This is a genomic window from Pacificoceanicola niger (assembly GCF_048553275.1).
Lineage (GTDB): Bacteria > Pseudomonadota > Alphaproteobacteria > Rhodobacterales > Rhodobacteraceae > Pacificoceanicola.
This window is the reverse complement of sequence record NZ_JBLZMW010000002.1, coordinates 219,711-238,697: the sequence shown is the minus strand read 5'-3', so window position 1 is coordinate 238,697 and position 18,987 is coordinate 219,711. Positions and strand designations below refer to the sequence as shown.

Annotated in this window: 22 protein-coding genes; 1 reads left to right on the top strand and 21 read right to left on the bottom strand. The window is 63.8% G+C overall.

Translation table 11 applies throughout. The features are described 5' to 3' along the window. Positions 1-22: 22 nt before the first annotated feature. The 21 genes from ACN2XU_RS03775 to ACN2XU_RS03675 all read right to left on the bottom strand — a co-directional run bounded on the left by ACN2XU_RS03775 (position 23) and on the right by ACN2XU_RS03675 (position 18,335). Positions 23-1,252, bottom strand: a complete 1,230-nt coding sequence (locus ACN2XU_RS03775; RefSeq protein WP_419409066.1) for an NADH-quinone oxidoreductase subunit E — start codon at positions 1,250-1,252, stop codon at positions 23-25. Positions 1,253-1,309: 57 nt separating this feature from the next. Continuing rightward, entirely contained in the window at positions 1,310-1,618 is a 309-nt protein-coding gene (locus tag ACN2XU_RS03770; protein ID WP_419409065.1) for a hypothetical protein, read from the bottom strand. Between the two features lie 62 nt (positions 1,619-1,680). Continuing rightward, positions 1,681-2,901, bottom strand: a complete 1,221-nt coding sequence (locus ACN2XU_RS03765; RefSeq protein WP_419409064.1) for an NADH-quinone oxidoreductase subunit D — start codon at positions 2,899-2,901, stop codon at positions 1,681-1,683. Positions 2,902-2,976: 75 nt separating this feature from the next. Further along, positions 2,977-4,026, bottom strand: a complete 1,050-nt coding sequence (locus tag ACN2XU_RS03760; protein WP_419409270.1) for a sulfotransferase — start codon at positions 4,024-4,026, stop codon at positions 2,977-2,979. Between the two features lie 242 nt (positions 4,027-4,268). Next, positions 4,269-4,865 (bottom strand): NADH-quinone oxidoreductase subunit C, encoded by a 597-nt coding sequence (locus tag ACN2XU_RS03755; protein WP_419409063.1) that lies wholly within the window; start codon positions 4,863-4,865, stop codon positions 4,269-4,271. Continuing rightward, a complete protein-coding gene (locus tag ACN2XU_RS03750) occupies positions 4,862-5,395 on the bottom strand; it encodes a NuoB/complex I 20 kDa subunit family protein (protein ID WP_419409062.1) in 534 nt (177 codons plus the stop codon). Before ACN2XU_RS03750 ends, ACN2XU_RS03755 begins: the two co-directional genes overlap by 4 nt. Beyond that, positions 5,386-5,751: an NADH-quinone oxidoreductase subunit A gene (locus tag ACN2XU_RS03745; RefSeq protein WP_419409061.1), complete on the bottom strand. Its 366-nt coding sequence runs from the start codon at positions 5,749-5,751 to the stop codon at positions 5,386-5,388. Before ACN2XU_RS03745 ends, ACN2XU_RS03750 begins: the two co-directional genes overlap by 10 nt. 269 nt (positions 5,752-6,020) lie before the next feature. Next, on the bottom strand, positions 6,021-6,404 hold the full coding sequence (locus ACN2XU_RS03740) for a hypothetical protein (RefSeq protein WP_419409060.1): 384 nt from the start codon (positions 6,402-6,404) through the stop codon (positions 6,021-6,023). A gap of 295 nt (positions 6,405-6,699) precedes the next feature. After that, positions 6,700-7,482 carry a crotonase/enoyl-CoA hydratase family protein gene (locus ACN2XU_RS03735; protein WP_419409059.1) on the bottom strand — a complete coding sequence of 261 codons (783 nt, stop codon included), beginning with the start codon at positions 7,480-7,482 and terminating at the stop codon, positions 6,700-6,702. Further along, positions 7,470-7,991, bottom strand: a complete 522-nt coding sequence (locus ACN2XU_RS03730; RefSeq protein WP_419409058.1) for a P-loop nucleotide/nucleoside kinase family protein — start codon at positions 7,989-7,991, stop codon at positions 7,470-7,472. Before ACN2XU_RS03730 ends, ACN2XU_RS03735 begins: the two co-directional genes overlap by 13 nt. After that, positions 7,988-8,839, bottom strand: coding sequence for a hydroxymethylglutaryl-CoA lyase (locus ACN2XU_RS03725; RefSeq protein ID WP_419409057.1), 852 nt, complete (start codon positions 8,837-8,839; stop codon positions 7,988-7,990). The genes ACN2XU_RS03730 and ACN2XU_RS03725 overlap by 4 nt, the downstream gene beginning before the upstream one ends. A 41-nt stretch (positions 8,840-8,880) precedes the next feature. Then, complete coding sequence (locus ACN2XU_RS03720) at positions 8,881-9,546, bottom strand: glutathione S-transferase family protein (protein WP_419409056.1); 666 nt, start codon at positions 9,544-9,546, stop codon at positions 8,881-8,883. A 64-nt stretch (positions 9,547-9,610) separates the two neighbouring features. Further along, positions 9,611-11,545 (bottom strand): acetyl/propionyl/methylcrotonyl-CoA carboxylase subunit alpha, encoded by a 1,935-nt coding sequence (locus tag ACN2XU_RS03715; protein ID WP_419409055.1) that lies wholly within the window; start codon positions 11,543-11,545, stop codon positions 9,611-9,613. After that, positions 11,527-12,036 carry an O-acetyl-ADP-ribose deacetylase gene (locus ACN2XU_RS03710; protein WP_419409054.1) on the bottom strand — a complete coding sequence of 170 codons (510 nt, stop codon included), beginning with the start codon at positions 12,034-12,036 and terminating at the stop codon, positions 11,527-11,529. Before ACN2XU_RS03710 ends, ACN2XU_RS03715 begins: the two co-directional genes overlap by 19 nt. Positions 12,037-12,152: 116 nt before the next feature. Further along, positions 12,153-12,575: an ASCH domain-containing protein gene (locus ACN2XU_RS03705; protein WP_419409053.1), complete on the bottom strand. Its 423-nt coding sequence runs from the start codon at positions 12,573-12,575 to the stop codon at positions 12,153-12,155. A 4-nt stretch (positions 12,576-12,579) separates the two neighbouring features. Beyond that, complete coding sequence (locus ACN2XU_RS03700; RefSeq protein ID WP_419409052.1) at positions 12,580-14,181, bottom strand: carboxyl transferase domain-containing protein; 1,602 nt, start codon at positions 14,179-14,181, stop codon at positions 12,580-12,582. A 41-nt stretch (positions 14,182-14,222) separates the two neighbouring features. After that, positions 14,223-14,819 carry a hypothetical protein gene (locus ACN2XU_RS03695; protein ID WP_419409051.1) on the bottom strand — a complete coding sequence of 199 codons (597 nt, stop codon included), beginning with the start codon at positions 14,817-14,819 and terminating at the stop codon, positions 14,223-14,225. Further along, positions 14,816-16,366, bottom strand: coding sequence for an AMP-binding protein (locus tag ACN2XU_RS03690; RefSeq protein ID WP_419409050.1), 1,551 nt, complete (start codon positions 16,364-16,366; stop codon positions 14,816-14,818). Before ACN2XU_RS03690 ends, ACN2XU_RS03695 begins: the two co-directional genes overlap by 4 nt. Next, on the bottom strand, positions 16,366-16,854 hold the full coding sequence (locus tag ACN2XU_RS03685; protein WP_419409049.1) for a lysozyme inhibitor LprI family protein: 489 nt from the start codon (positions 16,852-16,854) through the stop codon (positions 16,366-16,368). Before ACN2XU_RS03685 ends, ACN2XU_RS03690 begins: the two co-directional genes overlap by 1 nt. Continuing rightward, complete coding sequence (locus ACN2XU_RS03680; protein WP_419409048.1) at positions 16,851-17,168, bottom strand: hypothetical protein; 318 nt, start codon at positions 17,166-17,168, stop codon at positions 16,851-16,853. The genes ACN2XU_RS03685 and ACN2XU_RS03680 overlap by 4 nt, the downstream gene beginning before the upstream one ends. A 3-nt stretch (positions 17,169-17,171) precedes the next feature. Continuing rightward, positions 17,172-18,335: an isovaleryl-CoA dehydrogenase gene (locus tag ACN2XU_RS03675; RefSeq protein ID WP_419409047.1), complete on the bottom strand. Its 1,164-nt coding sequence runs from the start codon at positions 18,333-18,335 to the stop codon at positions 17,172-17,174. Positions 18,336-18,469: 134 nt separating this feature from the next. Between ACN2XU_RS03675 and ACN2XU_RS03670 the strand changes: the two genes are divergently transcribed. Continuing rightward, positions 18,470-18,940, top strand: a complete 471-nt coding sequence (locus ACN2XU_RS03670) for a pyridoxamine 5'-phosphate oxidase family protein (RefSeq protein ID WP_419409046.1) — start codon at positions 18,470-18,472, stop codon at positions 18,938-18,940. Positions 18,941-18,987 lie beyond the last annotated feature (47 nt).

Sequence of the window (18,987 nt, the reverse complement as noted above, 5' to 3'; positions counted from 1 at the left end):
CCTATTCCGAGTTGCGAATGCCTCAGTCGTAGACATCCCCCTTCTTGACCCGATTAGAAAACTCGGTTTCCGCGCCAGACGCCAGCGTTTTTGCCTGCGAAACCCACTCGTCGCGCGTCACACGGCCCTTGAAGCCCTCCAGATTGGCATCGACCCAAGCCACTTCCTCCGCGCTCCACGCCGCGATCTGATCGAAGTGATAGAAGCCAAGACTGTTGCAGAGCTGCTCCAACTTCGGGCCTATCCCCTTGATTTGCTTGAGGTCATCGGCCTTGCCGCCCTTCGGCGCATCCAGCGTCGCTGGCTTGCTGCCCACATCTTCGCCGCTGTTCTCGCCCCCGGAAGCCGCAGCCGCCGTGCCGGCATCTGCTGCTTTGGTCTTAGACGAGGCATCAGACGTGGCCTTTGCCGGCTCGTCCTTGCTTTCGGGCAGAGCCTTGGAGGTTGCAGGCGCTTCGCGCTCGTCGACGCCGGTCGCATCCGCCGGACGGCCCGACGCCGGACGCGGTTCCTTCACGCGCTCGCCGGTGGTGGTCATCTCGGACGCATTGCCCCAAGGCGCGCGCAGCGGCACTTCGGTGCCGTCGATGCGCTTGACCGTGTCGCCGATATCCGTCGCCAACTGCGCCGAGGCATTCAGCTTGATCGAGGCATTCACAAATTCGGTCAGCGAGGTGATCCCGCTCTTCGGCTCGGAGGCAAACCGCCCGTTTTGCGGGCCCACCTGCGGCACTTCCCCCCGCGACAGCGCATCAATCAGCGCGCCCAGGGACTCCGCCGTCAGATCTTCGTAATAATCCTTGCCGATCTGCGCCATGGGCGCATTGGTGCAGGCCCCAAGGCACTCCACCTCCTCCCAGGAAAACTTGCCGTCGGCGCTGAGCGTGTGCGGCTTTTCGGCGATCTTTTCCTTGCAGACCGCAATCAGGTCCTCGGCGCCGCAGATCAGGCAGGACGTGGTCCCGCAGATCTGGATATTGGCCACGGACCCAACCGGTTGCAGCTGGAACATGAAGTAGAAGGACGCCACTTCGAGCACCCGCATATAGGGCATGCCAAGCATTTCGGCCACGCCTTCGATCGCGGGCCGGGTGAGCCATCCCTCCTGCTCCTGTGCCCGCCACAGCAGCGGGATCACCGCGCTGGCCTGACGACCGGCGGGGTATTTCGTCATTTGCGCTTCGGCCCAGGCCAGGTTGTCCGGGGTGAAGGCAAAGCTGTCAGGTTGTTCTTTGTGCAAACGGCGCAGCATCGGGCACAGTCTCCGAAAGTTGTGCGCCGCCAGCCGGGCGGCGCAATCATGTCAGTCTCAGGCTTCCGGCGCGGGCGCCGGGGCAGCCGTTGGGGCACAGGCACCGACCACCGACCGCACGCCGCCACTCGGCAGCGGCACCGCCTGCTCGCGCTGTACCTTGTATTGGGCAATCTCGATCAGTTTCTCGCGGGTCATCCCGGTCTGAAGCTCGACCGGGAGATAATGCGACTCCGTCGACAGCTCGCAGCCAATGGAGGCCACCGCCGTGTCGAACTTCATCAGATCCTCTTCGGTCACCCCCTCGGGAAGCATACAACCGGCAAGCAATGGCACCGCAGCCAGGCTCAAGATCGCTCTTTTCATTCCAATTCCTCGCAGCTGTCGCGTTATTCTCAGTCCTGCGCAGCCCGGGGCCGCCGCCAATCTCACCTGTCGATCTCCCCGAACACCACGTCCATGGTGCCGATGATCGCCGCCACATCGGCCAGCTGGTGGCCTTTGGACACGTGATCCATCGCCTGCAGATGCAGGAAACCGGGCGCGCGCAGCTTGGCGCGGTACGGCTTGTTGGTGCCGTCAGAGACGAGATAGACGCCAAACTCGCCCTTCGGCGCCTCGACAGCGGCATAGATCTCGCCCGCCGGGACCTTGAAGCCTTCGGTGTAGAGTTTGAAATGGTGGATGAGCGCCTCCATGGAGGTCTTCATGTCCGACCGCGACGGCGGCGTCAGCTTGCCCCGCGCCAGCACATCGCCCTGCCCTTCGGGCGCGCGCAGTTTGGCAATGGCCTGATGAATGATGCTGACCGACTGGCGCATCTCCTCCATCCGGCACAGATAGCGGTCATAGCAGTCCCCGTTCTTGCCCACCGGGATCTGGAAGTCGAATTCATCATAACATTCATAGGGTTGCGCCCGGCGCAGATCCCATGCAAGACCGCTGCCCCGCACCATGACACCGGAGAACCCCCAGTCGTTGATCTCTTCCTCGGAGATAACGCCGATATCGCAGTTGCGCTGCTTGAAGATACGGTTTTCGGTCAACAGGCCGTCGATATCGTCCAGCACCCTGGGGAATTCGTTCGCCCAGGTTTCCATATCGTCCAGCAGCCCGTTGGGCAGATCCTGATGCACGCCGCCGGGCCGGAAGTAGGCCGCATGCAGACGCGCCCCGCAGGCGCGCTCATAGAATACCATGAGCTTTTCACGCTCTTCAAAGCCCCAGAGCGGCGGCGTCAGCGCGCCCACGTCCATGGCCTGCGTCGTGACGTTCAGCAGGTGGTTGAGCACCCGGCCGATCTCGCAGAACAGCACCCGGATCAGGCTGGCGCGGCGCGGAATCTCGATCCCGCAGAGCCGCTCGATGGCCAGGCACCAGGCATGTTCCTGGTTCATCGGCGCGACGTAATCGAGCCGGTCGAAATACGGCAGGTTCTGCAGGTAGGTCCGGCTCTCCATGAGCTTTTCCGTACCCCGGTGCAGCAGGCCAATATGTGGGTCCGCCCGCTCCACGATCTCGCCATCCAGCTCCAGAACCATCCGAAGCACCCCGTGCGCCGCAGGGTGCTGCGGGCCGAAGTTGATGTTGAAATTGCGGATCTTCTGCTCACCCGTCAGGGTGTCATCGAAACCTTTGGAGCCGTCCATCGTCTGAAACCCCTATCCTTGCATCCGAATGCCGTGCAAAAGCCCGGCCAGTGTGCGTGTTGTGCCGGTCATGTGTCAGGCACCCTCATAATTGCGTTGCCAGCGCTCCGGCAAGGCACCAAATTTGGCCGCCATCGCGTCGTATTGTGGCGCCAGCCGCCGTCGCGCCTCCGCCATGAGCGCCGGGTCCGGCGTAAACGCCGCTTTGCTGTGCGAATTGACCGACCGCGCCAGGTCAGCGCTGCGCCGTTCAATCCCGAGGAACCCCGTCAACCGGTCAATCTCGGCCTGATCAAACAGCGTCTCATAAAAGAAATAGGCGATCTTGTCCGACGGAACTGCCGCTTCGAGCGCCGTGATCGTCCGATCATATTGCGAGCGCTCAAGGCACAGCTCGCAATCATCCTCAAGCGTGATCTCAAGCAGGCGGTTGAAGCTGTCGGTGTCGATCGGCTTGCCGCTGCGGATCGGATAGAGGTAGGAGATGGCCGAAACCATCCGCTCCAGTGGGTCGCGCATCACGAAGAAAAACCGCGTGTTCGCCGAAAGCCGGTCCATTTCCCGGAACGTCTCGCTGTCCAGCAACGCATATTCCGGGGTCAGTTCACCGACCGCGCGCTGCCCGTTCCAGCCATCAAAAAGCATGTCCGCATAGGCCTCATGCGGCGGCAGGCCGCCACTGGTCAGCACCTGATGCCACCGCGACCAATTCCGCTCCTGCTGGCGATGCCGCGCCGGGGCCAGATAGCGCCGCGCCACATGCTGCAGTCCGCGCCGCGCCTGCCGTCCCGCGACACGATCATGGGTGACCCGGATGAACGGCGGGCGCGCCGTATCCCAGTAGTGCAGCTCCTTCACAAAGCCCGGCACCAGGACCTCCGGGTGCCCCGACAGATAGTCATGCACCCAGCTGGTGGCCGCCTTCTGTGCACCAATCCCGAAAAACAGGCATTCGGGTCTGGCAAAGCGCGGATCGACGGCCCCCGCCGCATGCGGGCGCTGCCATCCGCCGGGCTGTCCCGGCGGCACCGAGAGGCCGGACCGCGCGGGCGCAACATCCGGATACAGATCGACGATCGGTGCCCGACTGGACTCCGCGTCAAACGTCTCGGATGTGGCGGACATTTCAGCCAATCGCCGTCCTTCTCTCACTCTTCGCGCCCGGTCCGGCGCTTTCGAATACACGGGAGACGGGCGTCATGCCCACTCACCGTCAAGACCCATTTTCTTCGGGCCGCACAAGGCTACCGTCCGGATGGCTGCCTCTGCGAACAAGGGAACCGCACAGAACCCGGCCACCCTTCTTGATAGTCCGTACCGGGGCAAATTCCGGAAAACCGGCAACGGCTCCGCTTGCCCCGGACCCATCAGCCCTTCGCTTCCGTCTTCTCGTCGCCGGGCAGGATGTAGGTCGCCCCTTCCCACGGGGACATGAAATCGAACTGGCGGTATTCCTGAACCAGCTTCACCGGCTCATAGACCACCCGCTTCTGCTCTTCGTCATAGCGCACCTCGGTATAGCCCGTGGTCGGGAAATCCTTGCGCAGCGGATGACCGCGAAAGCCATAATCCGTCAGGATACGCCGCAGGTCCGGATGTCCGGTGAAGATCACCCCGAACATGTCAAAGACTTCCCGCTCGAACCAGTTCGCCGAAGGGTGCACCGACACGATCGACGGGACCATCTCCTCCTCGCGGATCGACACCCGCAGGCGGATGCGCTGGTTCTGATACATCGACAGGAAGTGATACACCACGTCGAAGCGCTTCGGACGCTCGGGGTGATCCACCCCGGTGATATCCACGAGGCTGGTGAACTTGCAGGTCGAATCCGTCTTCAGGAACTCCACCAGACCCCGGATATTCGCCGGGGCCACGTTCATCGTCAGCTCATCACGCTCGACCGAATAGTCGATGATGCAATCCGGACGCTTCTGTTTGATGTGTTCGCCAAGGTTGTTCATCGTACCAGCGTCCCCGTTCTGCGGATCTTCTTCTGAAGCGCCATGATGCCGTAAAGCAGCGCCTCCGCCGTCGGCGGGCAGCCGGGCACATAAACGTCCACCGGCACGATCCGGTCACAGCCGCGCACCACCGAATAGCTGTAGTGGTAATAACCGCCGCCATTCGCGCAGGAGCCCATGGAAATCACGTAACGCGGCTCCGGCATCTGGTCGTAGACCTTGCGCAGCGCCGGGGCCATCTTGTTGGTCAGGGTGCCCGCCACGATCATCAGGTCCGACTGGCGCGGAGAGGCGCGCGGCGCCGTGCCGAACCGCTCCATGTCATAGCGCGGCATGGCGGTGTGCATCATCTCCACGGCGCAGCAGGCCAGACCAAAGGTCATCCAGTGCAGGGAGCCGGTGCGCGCCCAGTTGATGATGTCCTCGGTCGAGGTGAGCAAAAACCCCTTGTCCTGCAACTCGCGGTTCAGGGTCTGCGTGGCGACTTCCTTGTCGGGACCCGCCGTATTGACTCCGGCCATCACTCCCATTCGAGCGCTCCCTTTTTCCATTCATAGGCAAAGCCAGCGGTCAGAACCCCGAGGAACACCATCATCGACCAGAAGCCCACCATGCTGATGTTCTTGAACGCCACCGCCCAGGGGAAGAGGAAGGCGATTTCCAGATCGAAGATGATAAACAGGATCGACACGAGGTAGAAGCGCACGTCGAACTTCATCCGGGCATCGTCAAAGGCGTTGAACCCGCACTCATAGGCCGAAACCTTTTCTGGATCGGGGTTGCGCACCCCAAGCACCATGGCGGCAAGGATCAGAATGACGCCAAGGCCGATGGCAATGGCCAGAAAAACGAGGATGGGAAGGTATTCCCGCAGCATCTCTTCCACGAGGCGGCTCCTTCAATGTGGCATGCGCATGGCTCTGCGCGGCTTGCGGTCTGACTTATCGCTCCGCGCGAGCCGGGTCAACAAGCCAGCCCCATATTCCAATCCCTCCGGTTGCTCGCCCTGCCCGGTTTTTCAGCGCAATTCTCCGAGTTTCGTCAGAAGGATAGCCCCCGGCACACAGGCCGGGCCGATTCCCGCCGCGCCGATACGTCACGCCCGCGCGCCGCGCTCCCTCCCGGCAGGCCGGGTCTGGCGCGGCGCCCCGCGCCTCAGCCCCAGCCCGAGACCACCATCACATAGCCCGCCAGGGCCGCCATCACCAGCGTCACCGGCCCCCACACCGCCCGCTCCCGTGCGCTCGGCGTGATCCAGTTCAGCACAGACGTTCCGCACGACAGCAGCAACGCCGCCCAGCCGGTCCAGCGCGGCCAGTCCAGCCCCGGAAACCCCGCCGCGCTCACGATCGCCAGTGCCTGCAGGACCACAACCGGGACCGACAGCGCCGCGATCACCCGGCCTTTCATCGCCAGCGCGCCTTCGGTCTGCCCGCCCTGCGTATAGGCCCCAAGCGGCGCGCCCGCGATCAAGGCGATCTGAAAGAACACGATGGCCAGACAGCCCGTTGCATAAAGATGCGCAATCTGTGTCAGCATCGACCCTCTGCTCCCGTCTCTGTCGGCTCTTGCGCAGATTAACCAATTCTGCCGCCACGTCATCCTGCTCCGCCGCCGAAACGCCGGGAATGAAACAGTCCCCAAAGGCAATTGGTACAAAACTCGCGGAGAATCGTACCAAACGCCGGTGAATATGCTCCCCGGACAGGTTAACCTCTGTCACAGCCTATCCGGGCCGCGCCGGGCCACCACAAGATATGGCCCCCAAGAGAGCCGTGCGCAGGCTTAACCCCATCGCGCGCGCCGTTAACGACAGGCCTTGCCGAAAAACGGCTTAACGAGCCCAGGGCGCAGGCCGTTTTTCCAGAAAAGCGCCAATGCCTTCAAGGGCTTCCTCGGTTTCCCAGCGGGCCGAAAGCGCGTCGATGGCCATCTCGACCGTTTCGCGCGCCACCGATCCCGAAAGCTGCCGCAAGAGCCGCTTGGCATCGCGCACCGCCCCCGGTGCGCAGCTCAGGTAGGGCGCCACCTCCGCCTCAACCGCCGCGTCCAGCTCCTCCGCCGCCACGGCCCGCGTCAAAAGCCCCAGCCGCACCGCCTCCTCGGCCTCGAAAACCCGTGCGTTCATAAAGACTTGCGCGGCGTTCCTCGCGCCCATGCGCTGCACCACATACGGCCCGATATTGGCCGGGATAAGCCCCAGTTTCACCTCCGTCAGAGCCATTTTTGCCGTCGCCACCCCGATGGTCACGTCACAAACAGAGGCCAGCCCGACGCCGCCGCCAAAGGCATTGCCCTGCACCCGCCCGATCAACGGCTGCGGCAAGTCATACAGCGCGCCCAAGGCGTTCGCGATCCGGGCACTCTCCGCCCGCCGGGTCCGCGCATCCATGCCAAACTGCGCGCGCATCCACGCCAGATCGCCCCCGGCACAGAACGTCCGCCCCTTCGCCGCCAGGACGACAACCCGGATATTATCCTCTTTTGCCAAGGCCTTGGCAGAGGTCTCCAACTCTTCCATCATCTGCGCCGAAAGCGCATTGTGCTTCTCTTCGCGCGCCAGCCAAAGCGTGGCCACGCCGCGCCCGTCCCGCTCAATCTCGATCAACTCAGCCATCCCCGGCCCTCCATCTCTGCCCTGATCCGCGTCACCGCCTCCGCTGCGCTCAACCTTGCCGTATCGACCCGTAGGGCGCCCTCGAATGGTTCATAGTCTCGTGCCAAAACGTCTTTCCAATCAGGCAGTTGAACGCCTTTCGGCGCGTCTCGCCGCATCTCCACCCGGCGCCGGTGCAGGTCCGGATTCGAACAGATCACCTCAACATCGAGATGCCCCGCCCCTGTCCGCCGCGCTGGCTCCCGCCACCCACGCCGTGTCAATTCGATCGGATTGACGCAATCGGCCACGACACAGAAGCCCTGCTCCAGCGCTGCGCCAGCAACCGCCTGCGCGGCCGCGTAGCCCCCATCCGCCAAGTCATTGACCTGCATATGAGAATTTCGCATCGCGGCCTCGATATCATCAATCCTGAGCCACAGCGCTCCGGTCCCTTCTGCCAGCATCCGCGACACCGTACTCTTGCCCACGCCCGGCAGCCCCGAAAAGGTAACGATCCACGGTCTCACCCCCGCATCGCCCGCGCCATGCCGGCCGCCGCATCAAGCACGGACCGGTCAAGGCCTGTCTCATAACCCTTTGAAATCAAAAAATCATGCACGGATTCCGTCGCAACATTCCCCGCCGCTCCCGGCGCATAGGGGCATCCGCCGAGCCCCCCCACAGCCGCGTCGAACACCCGCACACCGCGCTCCAGCGCCACCGCGACATTGTCCAGCGCCCGCCCCGACGTGTCGTGAAAATGCCCGGCCAACATGCTGACAGGAATGACATTTTCCAAAGCAGCCAGCATCGCGTCCACGGCCTCCGGCGAGCCGCGCCCGATGGTGTCGCCAAGCGATATTTCATAGCACCCCATCGCGCGCAGTGCCTCGACCACAAACGCGACCTGACCGGGCTTCACGGCCCCATCATAGGGGCATTCGACCACACAGGAGACATAGCCCCGCACCGGCAGTCCAGCCGCCCGCGCCGCCTCAGCGACGGGGCGGAACCGCTGCAGACTGTCCGCGACCGAGGCGTTGATATTCGCCTTCGAAAAGCCTTCCGAGGCCGAGCCAAAGATCGCAACCTCATCGGCCCGCGCCTCAAGAGCACGCTCCAAGCCTTTGATATTTGGTGTTAAAGCGGCATATCGCAAGCCTTCAGCCCGCGTGATCCCGGCCAGGACATCGCCGCTGTCCGCCATCTGTGGCACCCATTTCGGACTGACGAAACTGGCGCATTCGATCCGCCGGAATCCCGCGCCGCTCAGGCAATCCACAAGCGCGATCTTCTCCGCCGTCGGGATCATCCGCGTTTCGTTCTGCAACCCATCGCGGGGACCCACCTCGAAAATCTCGACTGTCTCAGCCACGCGTCACACCCCCGAAATCTTGGTTAACAAACAGACCCAAATCACGCCTCCGGAACCGGGTAGAAGTCCTGATCGTAAAACCTCTGCGCCCCCTCCCGCGCCAGACACCGTTGATAGGCCGGGCGCGCCTCGATCCGCGCCTTATAGGCCTGAAGCTTCGGAAACGGCTCCAGATGCACGTAATATGGCGCGGCAAACAGGTTGAACCCCATCATGATATCCGCCGCCGAAAACCCGCCGGGCAACAGGTACTCCGTCTCCAGCCGAGCCTCCATTCCGGCCAGGGTCCCCTTGAGCCGCGCGGCCATAAGCTTCAGAAATACCGGGTCTTTCCGGGCTGGCGGGCGGAGAAACAGATGCACGAGGTTGAGCGTCTCGATCAGGCTCGCCTGCGTCTCCGAATAGTGGATCCACTGCAGATAGGCCGCCCGCTCCGCATGATCCTGCGCTCGTGCCAATTCTGGCGCGAACCGCTCGGACAGGTACTCGACGATGGCCCCGGATTCGGCCATCTCCAGCCCGTCGAATTCGATCGCCGGGATGCGCACCGCAGGCGAGACCCGACCCAGCCCACTGTCGCGCATCTCCCTGGTTCCGATACGATGTTCGACGATTTCAATGCCGCCGAAGGTCTCCGGACCGATCTCCTCCAACAGCCACAGCACCCGGAACGAGCGGCCATATTGTACGTGATGCAGTCTGATCATGCGTCTTGTCCTCCTGTCGAGCGGTCGTGCGAGGGTTTGTGAACCTGCAGGCAATACCGTTCTGTCATGTCTCGTCTTCCAGCCGGATCAGGGGCGCGCCCGCCTCGACCTGATCGCCTTCGGAGACCAGCACTTCGGCCACGATACCATCCAGATCGGCGGTCAGCGTATGCTCCATCTTCATCGCCTCCAGCACGGCCAGCCGAACCCCGGCCTGCACGGCCTGTCCCGGCTCAACCAACACCGCGACAACCTTGCCCGGCATCGGGGCCAGCGTCACACCGCTGCCGCCCGCTGCCTCCGCCGCGCGGTCGAGCGGATCGATATAATCGAAGGCTACCCCATAGTCGCGCAGCACGGTCAAATGCGCCCCGGCGCGGTGGACACGAGGCGCCGGGCGCCCGTTCAGCCACCATCGTTCGCCCCTGAATTGTGCATGTATTTCAGCCCCCTCTACGTTGATCTTCACGTCATTTTGACCGCTGAAAGCGAGGCGGCAGATATGCTCCTGTGCGCCGCGCAGCACAAGGGTCTGCACCATGGGCTGCCATAGCGCAAAACCGCGCTCATACCCGCCCTCACTGTCCAAGCGCGCCGCACAGAGCGCCGCGCTCGCGATGATGTCCGGCGTGAGTTCCGGCTCTTGCGTCAGGTACTCCAAGTCCCGGGCGATCAGCCCAGTGTCCACCTCTCCGGCGGCAAATCCGCTGTGCTCTGCAAGCGCGCCGAGAAAGGCGAGATTGGTCACCGTCCCGGCCACCCGCGTCTCGCGCAGTGCCCGCGACAGGCGCTTGAGCGCAACCGCCCGCGTCGGTCCGTGAACTACCAACTTTGCGATCATCGGATCGTAATGCGGGCTGATGTCGTCACCTGAAGAAACACCGCTATCTGCCCTTACGCCCTCGGGAAATTCGAGTAGAGACAGGTGGCCGGTGGCGGGAAGGAACCCGGCGGGCACGTCCTCCGCATAGAGCCGCGCCTCGAAAGAGTGGCCATTGATTGCGAGAGCCTCCTGCGCCAGAGGCAGGCTTTCGCCCGCCGCAACGCGGATCTGCCATTCCACCAGATCGACGCCGGTGATCGCTTCCGTCACCGGATGCTCCACCTGCAGGCGCGTGTTCATTTCCATGAACCAGAACCCATCTGCCCGCAGTCCGTCGGAGCCATCGACGATGAACTCCACGGTGCCCGCGCCCTTGTAGCCGATCGCCTCGGCGGCGCGCACGGCGGCCGCGCCCATGGCGGCGCGCATCTCCTCTGTCATGCCCGGTGCAGGCGCCTCTTCGATGACTTTCTGATGACGCCGCTGCAGCGAGCAGTCGCGCTCGAAAAGATGCACAGCGCGGTTGCCATCGCCAAAAACCTGCACCTCTATGTGTCTGGGTTGGCTGACAAATTTTTCGATCAACACCGCATCGTTGCCAAACGCCGTGCGCGCCTCCGCGGTGGCGCGCTCCAGCCCGTCGGCAAAATCCTCCGCCCGCTCGACAAGCCGCATCCCCTTGCCCCCGCCCCCGGCGACCGCCTTGATCAGCACCGGATAGCCGATCTTTTCCGCCTCCTGCGCGAGCGACGCCGGATCCTGATCCGCCCCGTGATAGCCCGGCACAACCGGCACACTGGCCTCTTCCATCAACGCCTTGGCCGCGTCCTTCAGGCCCATCTTGCGGATGGCGGAGGCCGACGGGCCGATGAAAGTCAGCCCGGCCGCCTCCACCGCCTGAACGAAGTCCGGATTTTCCGACAGAAAGCCATAGCCCGGATGGATCGCTTGCGCGCCTGTCTGGCGCGCCGCCTCGATGATCCGGTCCCCGCGCAGGTAGCTCTCCGCCGGGGCCGCGCCGCCGATGCAGACGGCTTCGTCCGCCATGGTCACATGCTTGGCGGCCGCATCCGCCTCCGAGTAGACCGCAACACAGCGCAGCCCCATGCCGCGCGCGGTCTCCATCACTCGGCAGGCGATCTCGCCTCGATTTGCAATCAGGATTGTGTCAAACATTCCGGCCTCTTGCGTTGCGCATTTTTCAAATGTCGTTCGGTTCGGGCGTCCAAGGACACAAGTTGAACGTCGAGATCACTATTCGCGACCGAAGCCACAGCGATTTCCGCCGCGAGTTCATGGGGAAACCCATAGGCTCCAGTGGAGATCGCCGGAAACGCGACGCGGATGCAGCCTGCATCCTTCGCTGCGGACAAACAGTTCTGGTAGCAACGCTCCAGAACACCGGCCTCTCCCATCTCGCCACCGCGCCAGATTGGCCCAACCGTGTGGATCACAAATCGGGCTGGCAGATTGTAGCCGCCGGTCAGTTTCGCCTCTCCCGGCTCACAACCGCCCAGAGTTCGGCACTCTTCCAGAAGCTCCGGTCCTGCGACGCGATGTATCGCTCCATCAACGCCGCCACCACCAAGCAATGAGCGATTCGCAGCGTTTACAACGGCATCCACAGCAAGGCTCGTTATGTCTGCTCTGACGATTTCAAAAGGCATTCTTGGCCTCCGAGAGCATACCAAAACATGGCAGCACTATCTCTTTTAAAGCCATCTTCCGCCCTCCTGGCACCCAAACATTCTCTCAAAGAACTGACCGCCATCGCCCGCACTATTCATGCGTAATCCTCCACCACACGGAATTGCTCGAACACAATTTTCATGTCATCGCTGACCCCACCATTGCGGGAGAAATACGCGCGGTAGGTCTTGCGCCAGTGCGACAGATCGCGAAACTCCCCCTGCAGAGCGACCTTTTCCTCGGTCATCTCATCGAAACGCATGACACAGGCGGACACCGTCTCGATCATCACAGCGGGCAGGCCATCCCATGTCAGCGCGATATCGCGGCGGCCCACCTGCGGCATGGCATCGCCCTCTTTTTCAAAAGCCCGCAGCGCCTCTATCGTGGCGGTTTTCTTTCCGGACCGGACCAGCGCGAGGATCTCGTCACAAAGTGCCCTGCTGTCCCCAAAGCGAAAGGTCTCGGCCTCCGGGTTCTCGTCAACCAACTGTTGCAGCGTCTTTTTCTGTGTCATCTGATCACATCCGGAACACGCCAAAGCGTGTCTCCTCTATGGGGGCATTCAGGGCAGCGCGCAGGCTCAGCGCCAGCACGGCACGGGATTTGCGCGGGTCGATGCAGCCATCATCCCAGAGCCGCGCAGAGGCATAGAGCGGATGCGACTGGCGCTCGAACATGTCGATGGTCGGCTGCTTGAAGGCGGCTTCCTCCTCCTCGGACCAGCTCCCGCCGCCCCGTTCGATGGCGTCGCGCTTGACCGTGGCAAGCACCCCCGCCGCCTGCGCGCCGCCCATGACGGAAATGCGGCTGTTGGGCCAGGTCCACAGGAAGCGCGGCTGATACGCCCGCCCCGCCATGCCATAGTTTCCCGCCCCGAAAGAGCCGCCGACAAGCAGCGTGATCTTGGGCACGTTGGTGGAGGCTACGGCGGTGACCATCTTGGCCCCGTGCCGGGCGATGCCTTCATTTTCGTATTTCCGGCCAACCATGAATCCGGTGATATTCTGCAGAAAAACCAGCGGGATGCGCCGCTGCGAGCAGAGTTCGACGAAATGCGCGCCTTTCTGCGCAGCCTCGCTGAACAGCACCCCGTTGTTGGCAATGATGCCGCAGAGCATGCCCTCCACATGGGCAAAGCCGCAGACCAGCGTCTCGCCAAAGCGCGCCTTGAACTCGTCAAAGCGCGAGCCGTCCACCGTGCGCGCGATCACCTCGCGGATATCGTAGGGCGTGCGCAGGTCTGCCGGGACCGCCCCCAGGATCTCGTCCGGATCGTAGGCCGGTGGCTCGACAGCCTGTAGGGCGGGGCTATGCCCCGCACCCCCGAGCGACGACACGGCGCGCCGCGCCAGAGCCAGAGCGTGAGCGTCGTCTTCTGCCAGGTAATCCGCCACCCCGGACAGGCGCGTGTGCACATCGCCGCCGCCGAGGTCCTCCGCCGTCACCACCTCCCCGGTTGCCGCCTTCACAAGGGGCGGACCGGCAAGGAAAATCGTGCCCTGCTCCTTCACGATGATCGACACATCCGACATTGCCGGCACATAGGCGCCGCCAGCGGTACAGGAGCCCATGACCACGGCAATCTGCGCGATGCCTTTTGCGCTCATCCGTGCCTGATTGTAGAAGATGCGGCCAAAGTGGTCGCGGTCCGGGAAGACCTCATCCTGATTGGGCAGGTTCGCCCCACCGCTGTCGACCAGATAGACGCAGGGCAGATGGTTTTCCTCCGCGATCTCCTGCGCCCGCAGGTGCTTTTTCACGCTCATCGGGTAGTAGGTGCCGCCCTTCACCGTGGCGTCGTTGCAGACCACCATGACCTGCCGTCCTTCGACCACGCCGACGCCTGCAATCACGCCCGCCGCCGGGGCCGCGCCTTCGTACAGGCCGTGCGCCGCCGTGGCTCCGATCTCCAGAAACGGCGCGCCGGGGTCCAGCAGGTTGGCCACCCGCTCGCGCGGCAGCATCTTGCCGCGCGCCACGTGACGCGCGCGGGATTTCTCGCCGCCGCCCTGTGCCGCCGCCTCTGCCGCCGCTTCGATCTCGCGCAGCGCCTCCAGATGCGCCGCCCGGTTGGCCTTGAAGCTCTCCGATCCGGCAATGATCTGCGATTGCAGTTTCATGTCTTTTCCTCATCCCACCGGGGCTTTGCCCCGTCTCGTTCCTAATCTTTGTCCGGACGGGCGCGCGGCCGTGTCGGCGGCGGCCGCGAGGCCCAGCCCGCATCGATCCCGCTCGGCGTGGCGTCCAGAAACCGCGCCAATTGCCAAGCGAACACGGCATTGCCCAGCCGCCGGTTGGCCTCCCGCGCGTCGCACCACGCCGCCATGACCTCAGTATCGCCGCCGCAATCGGGACCGGCGGATGTGCCGGTCGCCAGCGCAAGCGCCAGCGGATAAAGCGTATCGGACCATTGCCCCGCCTTGCCCGCGACGGTCTCCGGCTTCGGCAGGCTCGCCACGATCCGCGCCTTCATCGCGTCTTGTTCCCGGGCAAAGCCATGCTGGCACGGCAGCCTGTCCGCGCGCCGGTCACAGCGCACGATGCCGACCGAGCCACAGTATTCGGTGCCACCGGTATCGCCGATCTCGAAATCCTGCACGCCCGGCATCTCCCGCACCCGGCGCAGCGCACGCTCATAGCGGGCGATTTCCTCGTTCATGCAGGCCTTGAAGCTGGGCAGCGGTTGCGGCTCCGGCTCATCCGCATGCAGCCCCGTGGCCAGAACCACCGCCGCCACGATGCCCCGCGACAGGCTCACGCCGTCCCCTCCGCCGCCGCGCGCGCCCTCAGCGCCTTGCGGATCACCTTGCCCGTCACCGTCATCGGCAGCGCCTCGACAAAGGCGATTTCCCTTGGATAGGAGTAGCTTGCAAGCCGTTCCCTGACCCAGGCCTGCAAATCCTCGGCGCGCACCTCGGCGCCGTCCTTCAGCACCACATAAGCTTTCACGATCTCCGTGCGCAGCGGGTCCGGCTTGCCGACGACCCCAACTGTCGCCACACCGGGATGGGTCAGCAGGCAGTCTTCGATCTCGGCCGGTCCAATGCGATACCCTGAAGAGGTGATCACGTCATCCTCGCGCCCGACGAACCGGACAAAGCGGTCCTCGATCACGCCCCGGTCCCCGGTCAACATCCAGTCGCCGCGAAACTTCATCGCCGTCTCGTCCGGCTTGTTCCAGTACCCAAGCATCATCGAGGCCGCACCGCGCCGGATCGCGATGTCGCCCTCGCCTTCGGTCTCCCTGCCATCGTCGTCGATCACCGCCAGATCAAAGCCCGGCACCGGCTTGCCGATGCAGCCGGGTTTCGCGGCGAACAGCGCACCGCAGGAGGAGGCCACCATGTTGCATTCGGTCTGGCCGTAGAATTCATTGATCGCCACGCCCAGAGCCTCCCGACCCCAAGCCAGCATCTCCGCGCCCAGCGGCTCCCCGCCCGAAGCCACACTGCGCAGACCGTCGATCCTTGCCCCTTCGGCCTTGAGCATCCGCAGCGCGGTCGGCGGGAAGAAGACGTTGCGCACCTCGCCCGCCTGCACGATCCGTTGGCAGCTCTCGACATCGAACCGGGCCATCCGCGCCGCCACCACCGGCACGCCCAGCGCGAGCCCCGGCATCAGGACATCGAACAGCCCGCCGATCCACGCCCAGTCCGCCGGGGTCCAGAGCACGTCGCTCGTCTGCCCGAGGAAGTCATGGCTCATCTCCACCCCCGGCAGATGGCCGGTCAGGATGCGATGGCCGTGCAGCGCGCCCTTGGGGCTGCCGGTAGTGCCGCTGGTATAGATCAGCACCGCAGGATCGTCCGGGCCGGTGACTTCGATCCAGGCCGGCGCGACGTCATCGCTCAGCCCGCCTGGCGTCAGCGTCGCCACATCCAGCCCGACCAGCATCGTCGCGCCCTCATCGTCCGTCACCACCACCTGTGCACCGCTGTCTCCCACGCGGGAGGTCAGAGCATCGTGGCGAAACAGTTTGAACAGCGGCACGGAGATCGCGCCCATGCGCCAGGCCGCAATATGCGCCGCCGCGCAGAGCGGCGATTGCGACAGCAGCACACCCACCCGATCGCCGCGCCGCACGCCCAGCGCCCGCAGCGACAGCTGCACACGCCGGGACAGATCCCACAGCGCCCCATAGCTCCAGTCCCGCCGCGCGCCCTCGCTCAAGTCGATGATCGCCAGTCTTTCCGGTTCGGCGTTGAACCAGCCGTCGCAAACCTGCGTGGCAAGGTTCAGCGGCTCGGGCAAATCCCAGCGAAACCCCTCCCGAAGCGCTTCGTATGATGCCCCGCGCGGCAGCATCAGCCTTCCGGGAACGTCAAATTGAGCGTCTGTACCTGCCGGGCCGTTTCATACATCAAACAGGAGACCGTCGCCGGTCCACCGCCGGTTCCGCCCGCCCAGAGGCTGCGCTCGTAGTCGCATTTGCGGTCGCGGAACGGAATCCAGGCACGCTGCATCGCGCGCAGAGCTTCGGCCTGCGACGGAGCATAGCTGCCGTTCTCCGCGTCCATCTCCCTGGCCCGCTCCATGGCCAACTGGTAGATGCGGTTGAGCTCCGCATCCCAGGCCGCGCGCTCGTATTCGTAACAGGCGCCCATGCCATAGGTTGAATAACCGCCGTCGTTCTCTTCCATGCATCTCAGCGCCGAGGCGCCGACGCATTCGTCATACGTGCCTTCGGAGGCAAAGCACTCCTGTGTCGAGGCCATGGAAAACCGCAGATCCTGCGCTGCCGCGATCCCTGGCACGGCAAGGCCCAGCGCCGCCACTGTGAGTGCAATCTTCATGCTTCCGGTCTCTCCCGTTCAAGCCCACCGCCTGGCGGGACGATTCCTGTCAGCCCGCCAAAGCGGTTGACCCTGTACTTCCACTCGCGCCCCGGCACGCCGCAGCGCACGACAAGCCAAGTGTCCTCTCCCGGCGTGCCGACACAGTTCCATCCGGTCAGCCCCGCGCCCTCCTTCACGCCAAAGCGCGCGGCATAGGCTTCGATGGCAGCGGTTTGTGTCATATTGGCGGCGATCCACCCAAGCCGGAACGCTTGCAACGCCCCCAGCAGCACGATCAATCCCAACGGCAAAAACCACAGCCACCTTGGCACATTCTACCTCATCGCAGCCATCAATTCGCGCCCGACAAGCATCCGGCGGATCTCGGACGTGCCCGCCCCGATCTCCATCAGCTTGGCATCGCGGAAGATGCGGCTCACCGGGCTGTCGGAGAGGAACCCCGCGCCGCCCATGGCCTGCACCGCCTGATGCGCCACAACCATGGCCTCTTCGCTGGCATAAAGACAACAGGCGGCGGCGTCCTGCCGTGTCACGACGCCCCGGTCACAGGCCTTTGCCACCTCGTAGACATAGGCGCGGGCGCTGTTCATCTTGGTGTACATATCGGCGATCTTGCCCTGCATGAGCTGGAAATCCCCGATCGACTGACCGAACTGCTTGCGCTCGACCATGTAGGGCATGATCTCATCGAGGCAGGCGGCCATGATCCCCGTCCCGATTCCGGCCAGCACGACGCGCTCGTAATCCAGCCCCGACATCAGCACGCGCACGCCCTTGCCCTCCTCGCCCAGCACATTCTCGAACGGCACTTCCACGTCCTCGAAAATCAGCTCGGCGGTATTGCTGCCGCGCATCCCCAGCTTGTCGAAATGCGGCGAGGTGCTGAAGCCCTTCATGCTTTTTTCGACGATGAACGCAGTGATCCCCTTTGATCCGGCGTCCGGGTCCGTTTTGGCATAGACCACCAGCGTATCGGCGTCCGGGCCATTGGTGATCCAGTATTTGTTGCCGTTCAGGACATAGCGGTCGTTGCGCTTCTCCGCGCGCAGCTTCATCGACACCACGTCCGACCCCGCCCCCGGCTCGCTCATTGCCAAAGCGCCGATGTGCGTCCCGTCGATCAGGCCGGGCAGATACCTGCGCTTTTGCTCTTCACTGCCATTGAGCTTGATCTGGTTCACGCACAGGTTCGAATGCGCCCCATAGGACAGCGAGACGGATGCGCTGGCCCGCGCGATTTCCTCGACTGCAACCACATGCGCCAGATAGCTCATGCCCGCGCCGCCGTACTCTTCGGGCGTGGTGATGCCCAGCAGGCCAAGCTCCCCCATCTCCGGCCAGAGGTCATTGGGGAAGGCGTTTGAGGAATCCACTTCTGCAGCAATGGGCTTAACCCGCTCCTGCGCCCATTTGTGCACCATCTCGCGAAGCGCGTTCACGTCTTCGCCAAGATCGAATGTCATGCTGGCCTGAAACATCCCCGAGCCTCCCCGCTTCGGTTATTGAACACTTGTTCAAATCCTAGAGGCAAATCCGATCGCGGGTCAAGGGTGGAACGCGAAGGCGGTCCGCCGCGTTTCCCCTTCAAACGCAATACGAAAGGACTTCCCCCATGGCACAGACCTTGAATGACACCTTCTGGACCCGCATCTCCGACGTTCGCGCCGGGCTTCTGTCTGCCGCTGGCGAGCGCCCGGTGCCGATGGCGCCGCTGGCCCGCCGCGATGACAACGCAATCTGGTTCATAACCGCCGATGGCACAGCCGCAGACCGCGCCGCCGAGACGAAAAAGACCGCGGCCTTTCACGTGGCCGACCCCAAAGCGCACCTTTATGCTTGCATCGAAGGCCAGCTTGAGGTGAGCCACGACAGCGAGAAGCTGGATGAACTCTGGAGCCCGATGAGCGCCGCATGGTTCGACGATGGCCGCAAGGACGGTGATGTCCGCCTGATCAAATTCACACCCAGCACCGGCGAGCTATGGGCCACCGATGGCGGCGCGAAATACCTGTTCGAGGTTGCCAAGGCCAATGTCACCGATGATCAACCGGACGCCGGGGATCACGGGACACTGGTCTTCTGATCCAGCGCCGCTTCCACCCCCTGCAATCAAAGGCCGCCCGTCTTCGG